Raw genomic sequence first — 18,235 nt, 5'->3', positions numbered from 1 at the left:
GCCTCGCGAAAGGAACACCGACCACCATGGCGTTGCCCGTTACCGATGAGAGCCTGTGGTTCCGCCGGTTCCACCCCGGTCCGGATGCCGAGGTCAGCCTGGTCTGCCTGCCGCATGCCGGAGGGGCCGCCAGCTTCTGGTTCCCGCTCTCGGAGCTCCTGCCGCCGGGCGTGGAGGCCCTGGCCGTCCAGTACCCCGGGCGGCAGGACCGGCGGCACGACCCGCATATCGAGAGCGTCCACGAGATGGCGCGCGAGGTCTTCACGGCGCTTCGACCGCTCGCCGCCGAACGGCCGTTGGCCCTGTTCGGCCACAGCATGGGCGCGAGCGTGGGGTTCGAACTGGCCCGGCTGCTGGAAGCGGAGCTGGACACGGTGCCCGTGGCGCTGTTCGCCTCGGGCCGTCCCGCTCCCTCACGCCACCGCAGCCGGGACATCCACCGGCTCGACGACGCCGGAATCATCTCCGAGCTCCAGCTCGTCAGCGGCACCGACGCCCGGATCCTCGGCGACGCCGAACTGCTGCAACTGGCCCTGCCGTCCATCCGCAGCGACTACAAGGCGGCCGAGACCTATGAGTACCGGCCCGGCCCCCGGCTGGCCTGCGACATCGTCGGGCTGATCGGCGACAGCGACAACCGGGTCGCGGTGGAGGAGGTGGCGAGCTGGCAGGAGCACACCTCCGGCTCCTTCCGGCTCGAGGTCTTCCCCGGTGGCCACTTCTACCTCGGGGAGCAGAAAGCGGCGGTGGCCGGGGTCATCGCGGACACCCTGCGGACGTACACCGCCCGCGGCGGTCAACTTACCGACTGAGAGAGAAAACCGACGATGCGTATCCTTTTTGCGACGGTGTCCGAGAAGTCGCACCTGTACACCATGGTGCCGCTCGCCTGGTCCCTGGCGGCCGCGGGCCATGAGGTGCGGGTCGCCAGCAACCCCGCCCTCACCGAGGCGATCAAGAGCACCGGCCTGCCCGCGGTCTCCGTCGGCAAGGACCACAATCTGCACGAGATGCTGACCCAGAACCGGGACTCCCTGGAGAACCCGCTGTCCGACTGGTCCGATCCGGACCCGGCACAGCACTCCTGGGAACAGGTGCTGATGAAGTTCAAGGTCAGCGTGATGTTCGCCTACCAGACCTACAACGACTGCATGGTCCATGAACTGGTGGCGTACGCCCAGGACTGGAAGCCGGACCTGGTCATCTGGGACCCGGTCACCTACGCGGGACCGGTGGCGGCCAAGGTGTCCGGCGCCGCCCACGCGCGGCTGCTGTGGTGCATCGACATCTACTCCGCGATGCGCCAGGTGTTCCTCGAACGGCTCGCGGAACAGCCCGAGGAGCGCCGTGAGGACCCGCTCGCCGACTGGCTCGGTGGCATCCTCGCCCGCTACGGCCACACCTTCGACGAGGAGGACGTGGTCGGTCAGTGGACCATCGACCAGATCCCGGGCAGCCTCCAGCTCCCGCTGAGCGTCGACCGCGTGCCGGTGCGCTATCTGCCCTACAACGGGCCCTCGGAGATCCCCTCCTGGGTGAGCGAGCCCCCGGCCCGCCCCCGCGTCGTCCTCACCTCGGGGGTGTCCGCCCGCGCCGCGCTGGGCGGCACCTTCATGCCGCTCGCCGACATGATCCGCACCCTGGGGGAGATGGACGTCGACGTGGTGGCCGCGGTGCCGCCGGAGGAGGTCGAGGCCCTGGAGAGCGTCCCGGACAACACCCGCCTGGTGGACTTCGTACCGCTGCACGCCCTGCTGCCCGGCGCCTCGGTCCTCATCCACCACGGTGGCTTCGGCTCGTGGGGCACCGCACTGGCCAACGCCGTACCGCAGTTCATCCCCACCATCCGGTACGCCGACTGGTGGAACAAGGCCACCAGCCTGGAGGAGGCCGGGGCCGGGCTGGCCGTGCACGCCTCCGAACTGACCGCCGAGCGGCTGCGGGAGAGCGTGACCCGGCTGGTGGCGGAGGACTCCTTCAGCAAGGCCGCTGAACGGCTGCGCGAGGAGAACCTGGCCGAACCTACCCCGCACGACCTGGTTCCGGTGCTGGAGCGGCTCACCGCGGAGCGCCGCCGGTGAAGGTCCGTGAGCTGGCGGTGCCCGGCGCCTGGGAGATCACCCCGGATGTCCACCGCGACGACCGCGGCACGTTCGTCGCGCACTACGTGGGCTCCGCGTTCACCGCGGCCATCGGCCACCCGCTGCGGCTGGGCCAGAACCACCACAGCGTCTCGCGGCGCGGCGCCGTCCGCGGGATCCACTACGCGGACGTACCGCCCGGTCAGGCCAAGGTGGTCACCTGCACCGGGGGTGCGCTGCTCGATGTGGTGGTGGACCTGCGCACCGGGTCACCCACCTTCGGCCGCTGGGACAGCGTGCGGCTGGACCCGGTGTCCTGCCGGGCGGTCTACCTGGAGGAGGGGCTCGGCCACGCGTTCGTCGCGCTCGAGGACACCACGGTGGCCGCCTATCTGAACTCCGAGGAGTACGACCCGGCCGCCGAGCACGAGATCAACCCCTTCGACCCGGCGCTCGGCCTGCCCTGGCCCGACGATATGGAGCACCTGGTCTCCGCGCGCGACCGGAACGCCCCCACGCTGGCCGAGGCCGAACGCGCCGGACTGCTGCCGTCCTACGCTGCCTGCCGGGCGGTACACAACCGGGGTGGCTGATTCCGTATCCACCGATCGGTTGATGCCCCGCATCAGCCGGTCGGTGGAGGGAGGATCAGCCCGGTGGGCAGCCGATGGGCCGATCCGCAGTGGGCACCCGCTTCCTACGGTGGAAGGGTCGAGCGAACCGAGCGAGGAGGACGCGGGCCGATGCCGCTGATCGAGGTAGAGAACCTGCGCAAGGAATACCGCAACCACGTCGCCGTACAGGACGTGTCCTTCTCCGTCGAGGAGGGCGAGATCTTCGGCATCCTCGGCCCCAACGGCGCGGGCAAGACCACCGCCGTGGAGTGTGTCGAGGGCATGCGCAAGCGGGACGGCGGACGGATCTCCGTGATGGGCCTGGACCCGCTGAAGGACGTGGCGGAGCTCCGCGAGTCCATCGGGATCCAGCTCCAGCAGAGCGAACTGCCGCCCAAGATGAAGGTGTGGGAGGCGCTGGAGCTGTACAGCACCTTCTACCGAGATCCCGCCGACTGGCGTCAGCTCATCAAGGACTGGGGGCTGTCGGCCAAGGCCGACGCCGCCTACGGCTCGCTCTCCGGCGGTCAGCAGCAGCGGCTGTCGATCGCCCTCGCCCTCGTCGGCAACCCCAGGATCGCCGTCTTCGACGAGCTGACCACGGCGCTGGACCCGCACGCCCGCCGCGAGACCTGGAAGCTGATCGAGAAGGTCCGCGCCCAGGACGTCACCGTCCTGCTGGTCACCCACTTCATGGAGGAGGCCGAGCGGCTCTGCGACCGGATCGCCATCATCGAATCCGGCCGGGTGGTCGCCCTCGACACCCCCTCCGGACTGGTCTCCCGGGTCAATGAGCAGCAGATCATCCGGTTCAAGCCCTCGGTGCCGCTCGACGACGCCCTGCTGACCGCACTGCCCGAGGTGGACAGCGTCAGCCGGTCCCGCTCCCAGGTGACGGTGACCGGCAAGGGCAACGTGGTCTACGCGGTCATCTCCGTCCTGGCCCGCAACCAGATCGTGGCGAACGAACTGCGCCTGGAACAGGCCAGTCTCGATGACGCCTTCGTCGCCCTGACCGGCGCCCAGCCCGCCGCCCACTGAACCCGAGGAGATCCGTTCCCATGTCCGGGCGCACCAAGCTCACCTTCGTCGAGAGCAAGCTGTTCCTGCGCGATCCCACCGCGGTGTTCTTCGTGATCGCGCTCCCCATCATGCTGCTGACGATCTTTCACTTCGTCACCACCAAATCGGACGACGACGCCACCACCAAGGCGTCCATGGCCGCCTTCGTCCCCGCGATGGCCATGTCGCTGTGTCTGACCATGCTCGCCCTGAACCTGCTGCCGACCACCCTGGCCACCTACCGGGAGAAGGGCATCCTGCGGCGCATGGCCGCCAGTCCCGTACACCCCGGCAACCTGCTGGTGGCCCAACTGGTCATCAACCTGGTCACCGCGGCCGTCTCCGCGGTGCTGGTCATCGCCGTCGGCACCGCCGCGTTCGACACCGATCTGCCGGGTGACATCCCCGCGTTCCTGATCAGCTTCGCCCTCGGCACCTGGGCGCTGTTCTCCGTCGGCCTGGTGGTGGCCGCCGTGGCGCCCAGCAGCAAGTCGGCCACCGCGATGGGTCTCTCCCTGCTCTTCCCGAGCCTGTTCTTCGGCGGGGCGTTCCTTCCCAAGGAGGACCTGCCCGGGACGGTCGCCACCATCGGTGACTACACCCCGCTCGGCGCCGCCCTCCAGGCGCTGCGCGACTCCTGGGAGGGCCAGTGGCCGCAGAACCTGCACCTGTCCGTCCTCGGCGTGATCGCCGTGGCCGCCACCGTGGCGGCGGCCAAGCTCTTCCGCTGGGAGTGAGGTGAGCGCGGCCAAGGACGACGGCGGACGGTGGGAGCGGCACTCCGACATCCTGTTCGGGGGGCTGCCCTACCTCCTCCTGCTGCTGTCCACCGGGCTGAGCCTGCTCCACGGCGGGCAGCCGGACCGGCACCGGCTGACCACGCTCGGTCTGGTCGCGGTGGCCGCCGCCTGGATCCTGGGCACCTACACCCTCCCGACCGGACGGCGCAGCCGCCAGGCGTACGGCACGGTGCGCACGGCCGGGTACTTCGCCGGGCTGCTCGCCGTCGCCGCCGTGCTGATGGCCCGCGACCCGGTGTTCATGCTGTTCGCCGCCACCGGCTTCCTCCAGGCCCTGGTGCTGCTGCCCACGGTGTGGGCGTTCGTCTGCGTGGCGGCCACCTCGTTCGTCGTCAACACCGTCCCCCACGGCTTCCCCGAGCCCTCCACCACCGCGATCGTCGGCTATCTCGCCACGATCGCCTTCCAGACCGTGGTGATCGGCTGGATCAACCTCCTGTCGAGCCGGCTGAACCAGCAGCATCAGCGGCGCAAACGCACCGTGGCCGAACTGCGGTCCGCGCTCGCCGAGAACGCCGGACTGCATGCCCAGCTGATCACCCAGGCGCGAGAGGCCGGGGTGCACGACGAACGGCAGCGGATGGCGGGGGAGATCCACGACACCCTCGCCCAGGGGCTGGCCGGGATCATCCGTCAGCTGGAGGCCGCCGAGGACGCCGAAGCCGACCGCGAGCGGTGGCGGCGCCATGTGGTCGCGGCCAAGGAGCTGGCGAGGGAGTCCCTGGCCGAGGCGCGCCGTTCGGTGCAGGCGCTGCGCCCCGAACAGCTGGAGTCCCGGACCCTGCCCGACGCCCTGGAGACGCTGGCCGAGGGCTGGTCCCGCGAGCGCGATCTGAGCGTGGGATTCGAGACCACCGGCACCGCCGCGGCCCTGCACGCCGAGCTGGAGGCCACCTTGTACCGGGTGGCGCAGGAGGCGCTCACCAACATCGCCAAACACGCCGAGGCGTCGAAGGTGGGCATCACCCTGTCCTATATGGACGACCTCGTGGTCCTCGACGTCCTCGACGACGGTGTCGGCTTCGACCCCGCCTCGGCCGCCGCCGAGGCGGGCCGCTCCGGCGGCCAGGGCCTCGGTCTGGTCGCGATGCGCCGCCGGCTGCGCCGGGTCGCCGGTACGTTGGACATCGAAAGCGCCCGCGGCGAGGGCACCGCCATCAGCGCGGCCGTCCCCGTCATCCCCCTGGAAGCCGGTGAATGAGCGGAAACCGTCACAGCGTGCCCAGTGCCCCGGCCGACCCCGTCCCCGACCCCATCCGCATCCTCATCGTCGACGACCACCCCGTGGTCCGCGACGGGCTGCGCGGTGTGCTGGAGCGCGACCCGGACTTCACCGTCACCGGGGAGGCGGGGGACGGTGCCGAGGCCGTCGAGCTGTACCGCGCGGCCCCGGCCGATGTGGTGCTGATGGATCTGCGGATGCCCCGGATGGGCGGGGTGGAGGCCATCAAGCGGCTGCTCGGCCAGGATCCGGAGGCCCGCATCCTGGTGCTGACCACCTATGACACCGACAGCGACGTCATGGGCGCGCTGGCCGCCGGAGCCACCGGCTACCTCCTCAAGGACACCCCGCGCGAGGAGCTGACCCGCGCCGTGCGGTCCGCCGCCGCGGGCCAGTCCGTCCTGTCCCCGGCCGTCACCGGACGGGTGCTGGGCCAGGTGCGCAAGCCCACCCAGGGCCCGTTGAGCGACCGTGAACTCGACGTGCTGAAACTCATCGCCGACGGCGCCACCAACCGCCAGGCCGCCGCCGCGCTGTTCATCAGCCAGGCGACCGTCAAGACACATCTGCTCCATGTCTACGAGAAACTCGGGGTGAAGGACCGGGCGGCGGCCGTGAGCGAGGCCCATAAACGCCATCTGTTGGGCTAGGAAAGCAGGAAAGCCATTCCGCGGCCCCGGGGTAGGGGTACCGGATAGGGGTGGACCAGGGTAGGGGTGTTGTCCGCGGAGCGGCGCCCATACGGTTGGCGATATGGCCCTTTCGCGCAATCAGCGGGCCGTCGTCGTCGGCGGTACCGGATTCATCGGGCGGCATATCTGCCGGGCTCTGGCCCGACAGGATTATGACGTCCTGGCAATGGCGAGAAAGCCCGCTGAAGCGATTCCCGGAGTCGGATTCCTGGCACTCGACGCGGTGGCCGCGCCGATCGCCGGCATCGCCGCCGCGGTGGGCTCCGCCGACCTCGTCGTCAACGCCGCCGGCGACAGCTGGGAGGGCGACGAGGCGCGGATGACGGCCTCGCACATCCCGTTGGTCGACCAGCTGGTGAGCGCCGTCGCCACGCTTCCCCGGCGGCCGCGGCTGGTGCACCTGGGTTCCGTCCACGAGTACGGCCCGGTCCCCGACGGCACGGCCATCACCGAGGACCACCCGACCGCCCCGCTCACCCCCTATGCCCGCACCAAACTGGTCGGCAGCCGGATCGTGCTGGGCTCCGCGGACGCCGGGCGGGTGGACGGCTGTGTGCTCCGGGTGACCAACGTCTGCGGCCCCGGCACTCCGTACGGCAGCTTCCTCGGCCGGCTGGCCGCCCGGCTGCAGGAGACGGGTGAGGCCGGTGAGGACACCCCGCTCACCCTCACCCTCGTCGACGACCAGCGGGACTTCATCGACGTACGCGATGTCGCCGACGCCGTGGTGCTCGCCGCCGCGGCGCCGGTCACCGGCCGTGTCATCAACATCGGACAGGGCGCCGCCACCGGGATGCGCGAACTGGCCGGACTGCTGATCTCCGCCTCGCGGGTGCCCCCGCGCCTGGTGCGCGAGGAGGACGCCCCGGTGCACAGCAAGGGCGGCCACTGGACCCAGGCCGACATCTCCCTCGCGCGCACCCTGCTGGGCTGGACCCCGAAGGTGCCCCTGAAGGAATCCCTCCACGACCTGTGGGCGGCCTCCGCCACGCGTCGCCCGGCCGCCGCGGCGGCCCGTACCGAAGGACACTGATGCAGTACACCCATCTCGGCCGCACGGCCCTCCAGGTGAGCCGGGTCTGTCTGGGCACCCTGAACCTCGGGGTCCGGGCGAGCGACGAGGAGAGCTACGCCATCCTGGACACCGCCCTGGAGCGCGGGGTCAACTTCGTGGACACCGCCAACCAGTACGGCTGGCAGAAGCACAAGGGCTACACCGAGGAGTTCCTCGGCAGCTGGTTCGCACGGGGCGGCGGACGCCGTGAGAAGACCGTGCTGGGCACCAAGGTCTTCAACCCGATGAGCGACCGGCCCAATGACTCGGGGCTGTCCGCCCGCCACATCATCGCCTCGTGCGAGGACTCGCTGCGCAGGCTGCGCACCGACTGGATCGACCTGTTCCAGATGCACCACATCGACCGCAACGCGCCCTGGGAGGAGGTGTGGCAGGCGATGGAGACGCTGACCCGGCAGGGCAAGGTGCGCTACGTCGGCTCCTCCAACTTCGCGGGCTGGCACATCGCCGAGGCCCAGGAGGCCGCCGCCCGGCGCCACTTCCTCGGCATCGTCTCCGAACAGAGCGTCTACAACCTGGTCACCCGCCATATCGAACTGGAGCTGATCCCCGCCGCCCAGGCTTACGGCGTCGGGGTGCTGGCCTGGTCCCCGCTGCACGGCGGCCTCCTCGGCGGGGCGCTGCGCAAACTGGCCGAGGGCACGGCCATGAAGACCGCCCAGGGCCGCGCCGCCGAGGCGCTGGAGCGGCACCGCGCGGCCGTCACCGGCTACGAGAAGCTCTGCGCCGAGCTGGGCACCGACCCCGCGCAGGTGGGGCTCGCCTGGGTGATGCAGCGCCCCGGGATCACCGCGCCGGTCATCGGGCCGCGCAGCCTGGACCAGCTCGAAGGGGCCTTCCGGGCCCTGGAACTCACCCTCCCCGACGAGGTGCTCACCGAACTCGACACGCTGTTCCCGCCGATCGGCAACGGCGGCCCGGGACCGGAGGCATGGGCGTGGTGACCGCGCTCGCGGAGCGGCTGGTCCGGTCCGTGGCCGCCGTGGACGGCCCGGCCGGCCGGCTGTCCGACGTGCGGCACTGGTTCCGCGAACGCGCCGCGGCCGACACCTCCCGGGTCGAGGTCATCCCGTTCGCGGAGCTGCGCGGCTGGAGCTTCGCGGCGGACACCCACAACCTGGTCCATGAGACCGGCCGGTTCTTCAGCGTCGAGGGGCTGCGGGTACGGATGCCCGGCGCCCCGGTGGAGCGGTGGACCCAGCCGATCCTCCACCAGCCCGAGATCGGCATCCTCGGCATCCTCGTCAAGGACTTCGGCGGGGTACCGCACTTCCTGATGCAGGCGAAGATGGAGCCGGGCAACCACGGCGGGCTCCAGCTCTCGCCCACCGTCCAGGCCACCCGCAGCAACTACACCCGGGTGCACCGCGGCCGGGCGGTGCCCTACGTGGAGTACTTCCGGCGCCCGGACCGGCACCGGGTGCTCGCCGATGTCCGCCAGTCGGAACAGGGCACCTGGTTCTTCCGCAAGCGCAACCGCAACATGCTCGTCGAGGTCGCCGCCGACGAGGACGTCGAGGTGCGGGACGGGTTCCACTGGCTGACCCTCGGCCAGCTGCACCAGCTGCTGGCCGAGGAGGATCTGGTGAACATGGACGCCCGCAGCGTCCTGGCCGGTCTGCCGGCGATGCCCGGGGGTGGTGGGTGCGGGGAGCGGGGGAGCGTCCACCGCACCGCCGACATCCTCAGCTGGATCACCGGACTGCGCAGTGACCGCGAGGTGCTGACCGAGCGGATCCCGCTGCGCGAGACGGACCGCTGGCACCGCACCGAGGGGCGGATCTCCCATGAGAGCGGCCGCTACTTCAGCGTCATGGCCGTGGACGTCCGGGCCGGCGGCCGCGAGGTGGGCGGCTGGACCCAGCCCATGATCGAGCCGCACGGCCCGGGGGTGGCCGCCTTCCTGCTGGCCCGTCCGGGCGGGGTACCGCACGTCCTGGTGCAGGCCCGTGCCGAACCCGGCTACACGGACGTGGTGGAGCTGGCCCCCACCGTGCAGTGCACCCCGCGCAACTACACACAACTGCCCGGAGCGGCCACGCCGCGCTTCCTGGACGAGGTGACGGGAGCCCCGGCGGAGCGGGTGCGGTTCGACACCGTGCTCTCCGAGGAGGGCGGGCGTTTCTACCACGCCTTCAACCGCTATCTGGTGGTGGAGTCCGCCATGGACGTCGTCCCGCCCGACGATCCGGACTTCCGCTGGATGTCACTCCACCAACTGCTGGAGCTGATACGCCACAGCCATTACCTCAATGTGGAGGCCCGCACCCTCATGGCCTGTCTGCACAGCGTCCTCGCGAATTAGGGGCCTTTTTCAGGGGTGCCCGGTCTAGGGGTTATTCGGACACGTGCGCTGCTCTAGCCTCCCAAAGCATCGGGCACCCCGGAGCGGTACATCGGAGGACATGTCATGCAGGAGATCATCAGCGCCGCGCTGGCCGAGGACGCGGAGGGCGGGGATTTCTCCGCCGTGGAGATTCCGGACTCCTATCGGGGCGCGGTGGTCCTCCAGGAGGAATCCGAGATGTTCCAGGGAATGGCCACCTCGGACAAGGACCCCCAGAAGTCCCTGCACATCCATCAGGTGCCGACCCCCGAACCCGGGCCGGGCGAGGCGGTGATCGCGGTGATGGCCAGCGCGATCAACTACAACACCGTCTGGAGCTCCATCTTCGAACCGATACCCACCTTCGGCTTCCTGGAGCGCTACGCACGGTCCGACGACCCCCAGGCCGCCCGCCACCACCAGCCGTACCACGTCCTCGGCTCCGATCTGTCCGGCATCGTGCTGCGCACCGGCCCCGGTGTGCGCCGCTGGAAGCCGGGTGACCGGGTGGTGGCCCACTGCCTGTCCATCGAACTCCAGTCGCCGGACGGTCACGACGACACCATGCTCGACCCCGAACAGCGCATCTGGGGGTTCGAGACCAACTTCGGCGGTCTGGCCGAACTCTCCCTGGTCAAGGCCAATCAGCTGATGCCGAAGCCGGAGCACCTCACCTGGGAGGAGGCCGCCTCCTCCGGGCTGGTCAACTCCACCGCCTACCGGCAGCTGGTCTCCCGCAACGGCGCCCAGATGAAACAGGGCGATGTGGCGCTCATCTGGGGCGCGGCCGGTGGTGTCGGCTCCTACGCCACCCAGCTCGCCGTCAACGGCGGGGCGATACCGGTGTGCGTGGTCTCGGGCGAGCACAAGGCCGCACTGGCCCGTTCCATGGGGGCGGAACTGGTGATCGACCGAGCCGAGGAGGGCTATCGCTTCTGGAAGGACCCGGCCACCCCGGACCCCCGGGAGTGGAAGCGGTTCGGCGCCCGGATCCGCGAACTGACCGGCGGTGACGACCCGGACATCGTGGTCGAGCACCCCGGCCGGGACACCTTCGGGGCCAGTGTGTATGTGGCGCGCCGCGGCGGCACCGTGGTGACCTGCGCCGCCACCTCCGGCTACCGCCACGAGTACGACAACCGCTATCTGTGGATGGGCCTCAAGCGCATCGTCGGCACCCACTTCGCCAACTACCGCGAGGCATGGGCGGCCAACCGCCTGATCGAGAAGGGGATGATCCATCCGACGCTGTCCACGGTCCATCCGCTGGACGCGGTCGGTCTGGCGACCCAGGACGTCCACCGCAACCGCCACTCGGGCAAGGTCGGTGTGCTGTGCCTGGCGCCCGAGGAGGGGCTGGGCGTACGCGACCACGCACTGCGCGAACGCCATCTGCCGTCGATCAACCGCTTCCGGAAGGGTTAGGGGGCCGCTCGCGCGGCGTCCCACCGGCCCCGCGGGCACCGGTCCAGGACGCGGCGGGACGCTCCGGGACCTCGGGGTCGATGAGGTGGAACCGGCGCAGGGTCCGCCGGAGCGCCACCAGGTTGAGCAGCCCCGGCGGGACCGGCAGCCGGTGCCAGGGCACATAGCGGTCGACCAGCCCGAAGGCCGCGCGCAGTGGCATGCCCAGCAGGGTGTTGTGGCGCGGTTCCGGGGTGCTGAAGCGCAGCCCGAGCCGGTGCGCCGCGGCCGCCTCGTACGCGGCCTTGCGGGCCCGGTTGAGGTTGCCCAGCGGCCGGAACTCCTCGGTGGTGTGCCACGGGTTGAACGCCAGCTGCTCGACGCGGCGGGCCGCGGAGCGGGCCTCGGCGGAGTCCAGGTCCTGGCGCGGCAGGGTCAGCAGGGCGACCGGTACGACGGGGGCATCGCTCTCCGGCCACTCCACCGAACCGTCCTCGACCGGGGTGCGGCCCTCGTCCCGGTAGCGCTGTACGCACAGTTCGAAGGCGACGTCCCCGGTGGCCAGCCGGAGCGCCAGCTCATGGTGGAGGTAGTCGGGGTCGCCGCGGTCGGGCGGAGGAGCGGGTGTGCCGCCGGGGGCCGGGCGCAGCTGGTAGCGGACCGGCCCCGCGCCGCCCCACAGGATGGCGCCCCGGCTCCAGAAGGTCTCCCGGGCCAGTGAGCCGACGCTGTGCCGGGTGGCGGTCCACACGTTGCGGCGCATCCGGTCGGCGGTGCCCCAGCCCACGGAGAGCGGCAGCCGCACGAAGAGTCCGAACGCCTGCTCGACGGTGCTGGTCGCGCCCGCCATGGCCTTGGCGAACGCCACGAACTCGCGGGCGTCGGCGGCGTGCGAGACGGGGAAGCTGGTGGCCAGCAGATCGTGGGTCTCCCCGGGTCCGGCCTGGACCCGGACGACGATCCCGCGCAGATCCGGCGAGGCGTCGTGCCGCTCGGTGCCCCCGGCGTTGGACATCCGCACCACGGCCGGGTACTCGGCGCCGGGCCGGGCGTACCCCACGCACAGTTCGGGCGGCAGATCGTCGTGGAAGCGCAGCCGCGCGTTCTCCACGCCCAGGGCCGCCTTGGCGTGGAAGGTGCGCAGCAGATGTCCCGCGCCCGCGCTGTCCCGGTGGGTGTGCTGCACCCGCACCAGCTCCCGGGCCAGCTTGTCGAAGACCACCCGTTCGGCCTCGGGGCTGCCGCCCTGGTACGCCTCGTAGCGCTCCACCGCCGGGTGTGCCGTCGCGTCGTACCCGTGACTCCGTGCGGACCGCTCCTGCTGTCCGGTGTCGACCATGGGAACCTCTCCGTGCGGGACGAACGCGAGAAAAGCGATAAAAGGAACAGAACAGAGACAGTAGGGGAGGGAGTCCGGCGGCGCAGCCCGGAACGGTGGTGGGGGTGGCGGTCCTCAGCGGCGTCCGCCGGGCCGCTGCGGCACACTGGGGGCATGCCGGAACTGCCCGAGGTGGAGGCCCTCGCCGGGATCCTGGCCGAGCGTGCCGTCGGCCGGGAGATCGGCCGTGTCCTCCCCGTGGCGGTGAGCGTGCTCAAGACCTACGACCCACCGCTGACCGCGCTCGAGGGCCGGACCGTGACGGCCGCGCGGCGCCACGGGAAGTTCCTGGACCTGGACACCGAGGGACTCCATCTGGTCGTCCATCTCGCCCGTGCGGGGTGGCTGCGCTGGAAGGACGGCCTGCCCGAGGCGCCGCCGCGACCGGGCAAGGGGCCGCTGGCGCTGCGGCTGGTGCTGGCCGGTCCGGAGCGCTCCGGCTTCGACCTCACCGAGGCCGGGTCCCGCAAGGGGCTCGCGGTCTACTGCGTGCGCTCGCCCGGGGACGTGCCGGGGGTCGCCCGGCTCGGCCCGGATCCGCTGGACGGCTCGCTCACCCCCGAGGCGTTCGCCGGACTGCTGCGCGGGGTGCGCCACCGGATCAAGGGCGTGCTGCGCGACCAGAGCGTCATCGCCGGGATCGGCAACGCCTACTCGGACGAGATTCTGCACGCCGCCAGGATGTCGCCCTACCGGCTGGCCTCCGACCTGGGCGAGGAGGAGATCTCCGCCCTGTACGAGGCGATGGACACCACGCTGCGCTCGGCCGTCGAGCGCTCCCGCGGGCTCGCCGCCGGTGACCTCAAGGCGGAGAAGCGCAGCGGGATGCGGGTGCACGGACGCGCCGGCCGGCCGTGCCCGGTGTGCGGCGACACGGTCCGGGAGGTGTCCTTCAAGGACTCCTCCCTCCAGTACTGCCCCACCTGCCAGACCGGCGGCAAACCGCTTGCCGACCGTCGTATGTCACGACTGCTCAAATAGTGCATAGCAACGGTCAGTTGGCGACACCCTCTTGACCCGGGCGGATCAACCCCGCCATATGGTGGCCATGACCACAGCCCTGATCATCGGTGGCGGAATCGCCGGCACGGTGACCGCGATGGCCCTGCACAAGGCCGGGATCGACGCGGTCGTCCACGAGGCGTACCCCGAGAACGCCATGGACACGGGTGCGTTCCTCGTCGTCGCGGCCAACGGCCTGGAGGCGCTGCGTACGATCGACGCCCACCAACCCGTACTGGACCAGTCCTTCGCGGCCGGCCACGTCGACTTCATCAGCAACACCGGCAAACGGCTCGGCCGCAAACCGATGTCCGGTTCGCAGAACGGCGGCATCGGGTCCCGCACCATCAAACGCGCCACCCTGGTCCGCGCGCTGCGCGAGGAGGCGGTACGCCGCGGGGTGCGCATCGAGTACGGCAAACGGCTGCTCGCCGCCCACACCAGCCCCGACGGCACGGTCGTCGGCTCCTTCGCCGACGGCGGACGCGCCGTGGCCGACGTGCTCATCGGCGCCGACGGCATCCACTCGCTGATCCGCAGGACCATCGACGCCGCCTCGCCCCGGCCGCGCTACACCGGACAGCAGACCGTCTGCGGCTACGCCCGCGACGTCCCCGTGGCGCCGGATCCCGACACCTACACCATGATCTTCGGAAAGCAGGCGTTCTTCGGCTGTACCACCGCCCCGGACGGCGAGATCTGGTGGTTCACCAACGCCCCGGCCCCCGAGCTGTCCCAGGCGGAGCTGGCCGCCGTCACCCCCGCGCAGTGGCGCGAACGGCTCACCGGGCTGTTCGCCGAGGACCAGACCGCCGCCGCCGGGATCATCGGCGCCACCGGCGAGGACATCATCGCCACCGGCGCCTACGACCTGGTCTCCACCCCCACCTGGTCCTCGGACGGGATGGTCATCGTGGGGGACGCGGCGCACGCCTGTGCCCCCAACGCCGCACAGGGCGCCTCCCTGGCCATCGAGGACGGAGTGGTGCTGGCCCGGTGTCTGCGCGATCTGCGCCGCCCCCGGACCGCTTTCGCCGCCTACGAGGGCTTGCGGCGCGAACGGGTCGAGAAGGTGGCCCGGAGCAGCGCCGGTATGGCCCGCCGGACCGCCCCGGGCCCGGTCAAACGCGCCCTGCGGGACGCCACCCTGCCCCGGCGCCTGGACCGCGCGGGCCAGGCGCCCGACACCGACTGGCTGACCGGCTACCGCATCGACTGGGACGAGCCCGTGGACGGCCGGACGGCGGTCCACGACCGCCGCTGACGCCCGCGTCCGCCCCGGGGCGGACGGCCGGACATTGTCCCCGTGCCCGGGGCCACCCGCCACCCGGGTTTGGCCCCGGCCCGCCCGGGCACTCGGAGCCCTCTGGTTCCGTACGTCCGGGAGTCCTCTGTGAGCCCAGTGCGTATCGTGATCGTCGGTGCCGGATTCGCCGGTTACCAAGCCGCCCGTACGCTCTCCCGCACCTTGCGCGACGCGGCGGAGATCGTCCTGATCAACCCCAATGACTATTTTCTGTACCTCCCGCTGCTGCCCGAGGTGGCCGCGGGAGTGCTGGAACCCCGACGGGTCTCGGTCTCCCTCACCGGCACCCTGCCGCACGTCCGGCTGGTGCTCGGCGAGGTCCACTCGCTCGACCTCGCGGGCCGCCGGGTCGGCTGGGAGGACCCGGAGGGCAACCGCGGCGAGATGAGCTACGACCGGCTCGTCCTCTCCGTCGGCAGCGTCAACAAACTGCTGCCGATCCCGGGCGTCGCCGAGCACGCCCACGGCTTCCGCGGTATGCCCGAGGCCCTGTACCTGCGCGACCATGTGACCCGTCAGATCGAGATGGCGGGCAACACCGAGGATCCCCGGGAGCGCGCCGCCCGCCGCACCTTCGTGGTGGTCGGCGCCGGTTACACCGGCACCGAGGTGGCCGCCCACGGAGTGCTGTTCACCGACGCGCTGGCCCGGAAGAACACCGCGTTGCGCGATGCGGCGCCACCCCGCTGGTTGCTCGTCGACGTCGCCCCGCGGATCCTGCCCGGTCTGGACGAACGGCTGTCCCGCACCGCCGACCGGGTGCTCCGCCGACGCGGGGTCGAGGTCCGCACCGGCACCAGCGTCAAGGAGGCCACCTCCGAGGGGGTACTGCTGGACGACGGCGAGTTCATCGACACCCGCTCCCTGATCTGGTGCGTCGGAGTGCGCCCGGACCCCCTGGTGGAGAACCTCGGGCTGCCCACCGAACACGGTCGGCTGAAGGTGGACCGGTATCTCGCCGTACCCGGCCATCCGGAGGTGCTGGCCTGCGGTGACGCCGCCGCGGTGCCCGATCTGACCCGGCCCGGCGAGGTCACCGCGATGACCGCGCAGCACGCCCAGCGGCAGGGGAGGACCGCGGCCCACAACATCCTGGCCTCCCTCGGCAAGGGCACGCCCAAGCCCTACAAACACCATGACCTGGGGTTCACGGTCGATCTCGGCGGGGTGCAGGCGGCCGCCGACCCGCTGCACATCCCGCTGTCCGGACCGCTCGCCAACGCGGTCACCCGCGGCTACCACCTGATGGCCATGCCCGGCAATCGCGTCCGCGTGGCCGCCGACTGGCTGCTCGACGCGGTGCTGCCACGCCAGGCGGTGCAACTCGGAGTGGTGCCCTCCTGGGCGGTCCCGCTGGACACCGAGTCCCCCGAGGTCGTCCGGACGGCCCGGGCGCCCGGCCGCTGACGCCCGGCACCGAAGGAAGGAGAACCATGCGACACGAACAGCTCGGCGAGCTCGGGCAGCAGCTCCGCGTGGACTCGGTGCGCGCCGCCGCGGCGGCCGGGTCCGGCCATCCGACGTCCTCGATGTCGGCCGCGGACCTGATGGCCGTCCTCATGGGGAACCATCTGCGCTACGACTTCGAGAAACCCGAACACCCCGGCAATGACCACCTGGTCTTCTCCAAGGGCCATGCCTCCCCGCTGCTGTACTCGGTCTACAAGGCCGCGGGCGCGGTGAGCGACGAGGAACTGCTCACCTTCCGCAAGAACGGCAGCAGGCTGGAGGGCCACCCCACACCCCGGCTGCCGTGGGTGGACGTGGCCACCGGCTCCCTGGGGCAGGGACTGCCCTTCGGCGTCGGCATGGCGCTCAGCGCCAAACGGCTGGACCACGTGGCCAGCCGGGTCTGGGTGCTCATCGGTGATAGCGAGATGGCCGAGGGATCGGCGTGGGAGGCGTTCGAGCAGGCCGGGGTCGACCGCCTGGACAACCTCACCGCCGTCATCGACGTCAACCGGCTCGGCCAGCGCGGCCCGACGCGCCACGAATGGGACCTCGACGCCTACGCCCGCCGCATCCGCGCCTTCGACTGGCACACCATCGAGATCGACGGCCATGACATCGCCGCGATCGACCGCGCGTACGGCGAGGCGATGTCCACGGTCGGCCGCCCCACCGCCATCATCGCCCGCACCCAGAAGGGCCGTGGCGTGGCCGCGGTGGAGAACCGCGAGGGCATGCACGGCAAACCGCTGAAGGACCCCGAGGAGGCCATCGCCGAACTCGGCGGCATCAGGAACATGGCGGTGCCGGTGCTCGGCCCGCCCTCGGTCACCCCCACCCGCCCGACCTCCGAGGGCCCGCTGAGCCTGCCGCGGTTCAACCCCGGTGACACCGTCCCCACCCGGGACGCGTTCGGGGAGGCCGTGGCCGCCGTGGGCACCGCCCGCGGCGATGTGGTGGCGCTCGACGGCGAGGTGGGTGACTCGACCCGCCTGGAGTACTTCCAGAAGGAGCACCCCGAGCGCTACTTCGAGTTCTACATCGCCGAACAGCAGCTGGTGGCCGCGGCCGTGGGCATGCAGACCCGTGGCTGGACCCCCTACGTCTCCACCTTCGCGGCCTTCTTCACCCGCGCCTACGACTTCATCCGCATGGCCGCCATCAGCCGTGCCGACCTCAACCTCGTCGGCTCCCACGCGGGTGTGGCCATCGGTGAGGACGGCCCCTCCCAGATGGGCCTGGAGGACCTGGCGGCCCTGCGGGCGGTGCACGGCAGCACGGTGCTCTACCCCTGCGACGCCAACCAGACCGCCCAGCTGACCGCCGCCATGGCCCGGCTGTCGGGCATCCGCTATCTGCGCACCACCCGCGGCGGGACCCCGGTCATCTACCCGTCCACCGAGGAGTTCCCGATCGGCGGCAGCAAGGTGCTGCGCGCCACCGAGGACGACCGCGTCACCATCGTGGCGGCCGGGGTCACGGTGCCCGAGGCCCTCGCGGCCGCCGACCGGCTCGCCGAGGAGTCCGTCCCGGCACGGGTCATCGACCTGTACTCGGTCAAACCGGTGGACGCGGGGGCGCTGCGCACCGCCGCCGAGGCGACCGGCCGGCTGATCACGGTGGAGGACCACCACCCCGAGGGCGGACTGGGCGACGCGGTGCTCGACGCCTTCACCGACGGCCGTCCCGTGCCCCGGCTGGTCCGGCTCGCGGTGCGCGACATGCCGGTCTCGGCGACCCCCGAGGAGCAGCTGCGCGAGGCCGGGATCGACGCGGACGCCATCGTGGCGGCCGCCCGCGACCTTGCCGGGGCCGCCTGACCAG

General features: G+C 71.4%; 16 protein-coding genes. 15 read left to right on the top strand and 1 reads right to left on the bottom strand.

Going from position 1 to position 18,235, the window contains the following annotated elements; translation table 11 throughout:
* Positions 1–26: 26 nt before the first annotated feature.
* From AC07FT_RS33115 to ccrA, 11 genes are all read left to right on the top strand, one after another.
* Positions 27–812 (top strand): thioesterase II family protein, encoded by a 786-nt coding sequence (locus tag AC07FT_RS33115; RefSeq protein ID WP_479179769.1) that lies wholly within the window; start codon positions 27–29, stop codon positions 810–812.
* Positions 813–848: 36 nt separating this feature from the next.
* A complete protein-coding gene (locus tag AC07FT_RS33110; protein ID WP_479179768.1) occupies positions 849–2,081 on the top strand; it encodes an activator-dependent family glycosyltransferase in 1,233 nt (410 codons plus the stop codon).
* Complete coding sequence (locus AC07FT_RS33105) at positions 2,078–2,674, top strand: dTDP-4-dehydrorhamnose 3,5-epimerase family protein (RefSeq protein WP_479179766.1); 597 nt, start codon at positions 2,078–2,080, stop codon at positions 2,672–2,674. Before AC07FT_RS33110 ends, AC07FT_RS33105 begins: the two co-directional genes overlap by 4 nt.
* 150 nt (positions 2,675–2,824) lie before the next feature.
* Complete coding sequence (locus AC07FT_RS33100) at positions 2,825–3,736, top strand: ABC transporter ATP-binding protein (protein WP_471199544.1); 912 nt, start codon at positions 2,825–2,827, stop codon at positions 3,734–3,736.
* 20 nt (positions 3,737–3,756) lie between these two features.
* A complete protein-coding gene (locus tag AC07FT_RS33095; protein WP_432013088.1) occupies positions 3,757–4,494 on the top strand; it encodes an ABC transporter permease in 738 nt (245 codons plus the stop codon).
* A gap of 1 nt (position 4,495) precedes the next feature.
* A complete protein-coding gene (locus AC07FT_RS33090) occupies positions 4,496–5,758 on the top strand; it encodes a sensor histidine kinase (protein ID WP_479179765.1) in 1,263 nt (420 codons plus the stop codon).
* Positions 5,755–6,429: a response regulator gene (locus tag AC07FT_RS33085; protein ID WP_479179763.1), complete on the top strand. Its 675-nt coding sequence runs from the start codon at positions 5,755–5,757 to the stop codon at positions 6,427–6,429. The genes AC07FT_RS33090 and AC07FT_RS33085 overlap by 4 nt, the downstream gene beginning before the upstream one ends.
* Before the next feature lie 103 nt (positions 6,430–6,532).
* Positions 6,533–7,504: an NAD-dependent epimerase/dehydratase family protein gene (locus tag AC07FT_RS33080; RefSeq protein ID WP_479179761.1), complete on the top strand. Its 972-nt coding sequence runs from the start codon at positions 6,533–6,535 to the stop codon at positions 7,502–7,504.
* A complete protein-coding gene (locus tag AC07FT_RS33075; protein WP_479179760.1) occupies positions 7,504–8,490 on the top strand; it encodes an aldo/keto reductase in 987 nt (328 codons plus the stop codon). Before AC07FT_RS33080 ends, AC07FT_RS33075 begins: the two co-directional genes overlap by 1 nt.
* Positions 8,478–9,851, top strand: a complete 1,374-nt coding sequence (locus tag AC07FT_RS33070; protein WP_479179759.1) for an NDP-hexose 2,3-dehydratase family protein — start codon at positions 8,478–8,480, stop codon at positions 9,849–9,851. The genes AC07FT_RS33075 and AC07FT_RS33070 overlap by 13 nt, the downstream gene beginning before the upstream one ends.
* Positions 9,852–9,956: 105 nt before the next feature.
* A complete protein-coding gene (gene ccrA / locus AC07FT_RS33065; protein WP_479179758.1) occupies positions 9,957–11,297 on the top strand; it encodes a crotonyl-CoA carboxylase/reductase in 1,341 nt (446 codons plus the stop codon).
* On the opposite strand, the gene AC07FT_RS33060 is transcribed toward ccrA, so the two are convergent.
* Positions 11,275–12,615 (bottom strand): catalase family protein, encoded by a 1,341-nt coding sequence (locus tag AC07FT_RS33060; protein ID WP_479179757.1) that lies wholly within the window; start codon positions 12,613–12,615, stop codon positions 11,275–11,277. The two genes, ccrA and AC07FT_RS33060, sit on opposite strands and share 23 nt — an antisense overlap.
* Positions 12,616–12,768: 153 nt before the next feature.
* Here AC07FT_RS33060 and AC07FT_RS33055 point away from each other — a divergent pair, with 153 nt between their 5' ends.
* The 4 genes from AC07FT_RS33055 to AC07FT_RS33040 all read left to right on the top strand — a co-directional run bounded on the left by AC07FT_RS33055 (position 12,769) and on the right by AC07FT_RS33040 (position 18,231).
* Positions 12,769–13,635 (top strand): Fpg/Nei family DNA glycosylase, encoded by an 867-nt coding sequence (locus tag AC07FT_RS33055; protein WP_479179755.1) that lies wholly within the window; start codon positions 12,769–12,771, stop codon positions 13,633–13,635.
* Positions 13,636–13,702: 67 nt separating this feature from the next.
* Entirely contained in the window at positions 13,703–14,920 is a 1,218-nt protein-coding gene (locus AC07FT_RS33050) for an FAD-dependent monooxygenase (protein WP_471199517.1), read from the top strand.
* A 129-nt stretch (positions 14,921–15,049) separates the two neighbouring features.
* Positions 15,050–16,369, top strand: coding sequence for an NAD(P)/FAD-dependent oxidoreductase (locus AC07FT_RS33045; protein ID WP_479179753.1), 1,320 nt, complete (start codon positions 15,050–15,052; stop codon positions 16,367–16,369).
* A gap of 26 nt (positions 16,370–16,395) precedes the next feature.
* Entirely contained in the window at positions 16,396–18,231 is a 1,836-nt protein-coding gene (locus tag AC07FT_RS33040; protein WP_479179752.1) for a transketolase, read from the top strand.
* The last annotated feature ends 4 nt before the right edge of the window (positions 18,232–18,235 follow it).

Source organism: Streptomyces sp. NPDC045899, assembly GCF_056431485.1.
Note: the sequence above shows the minus strand (reverse complement) of the source record. Positions and strands in the feature narration are given on the sequence as shown.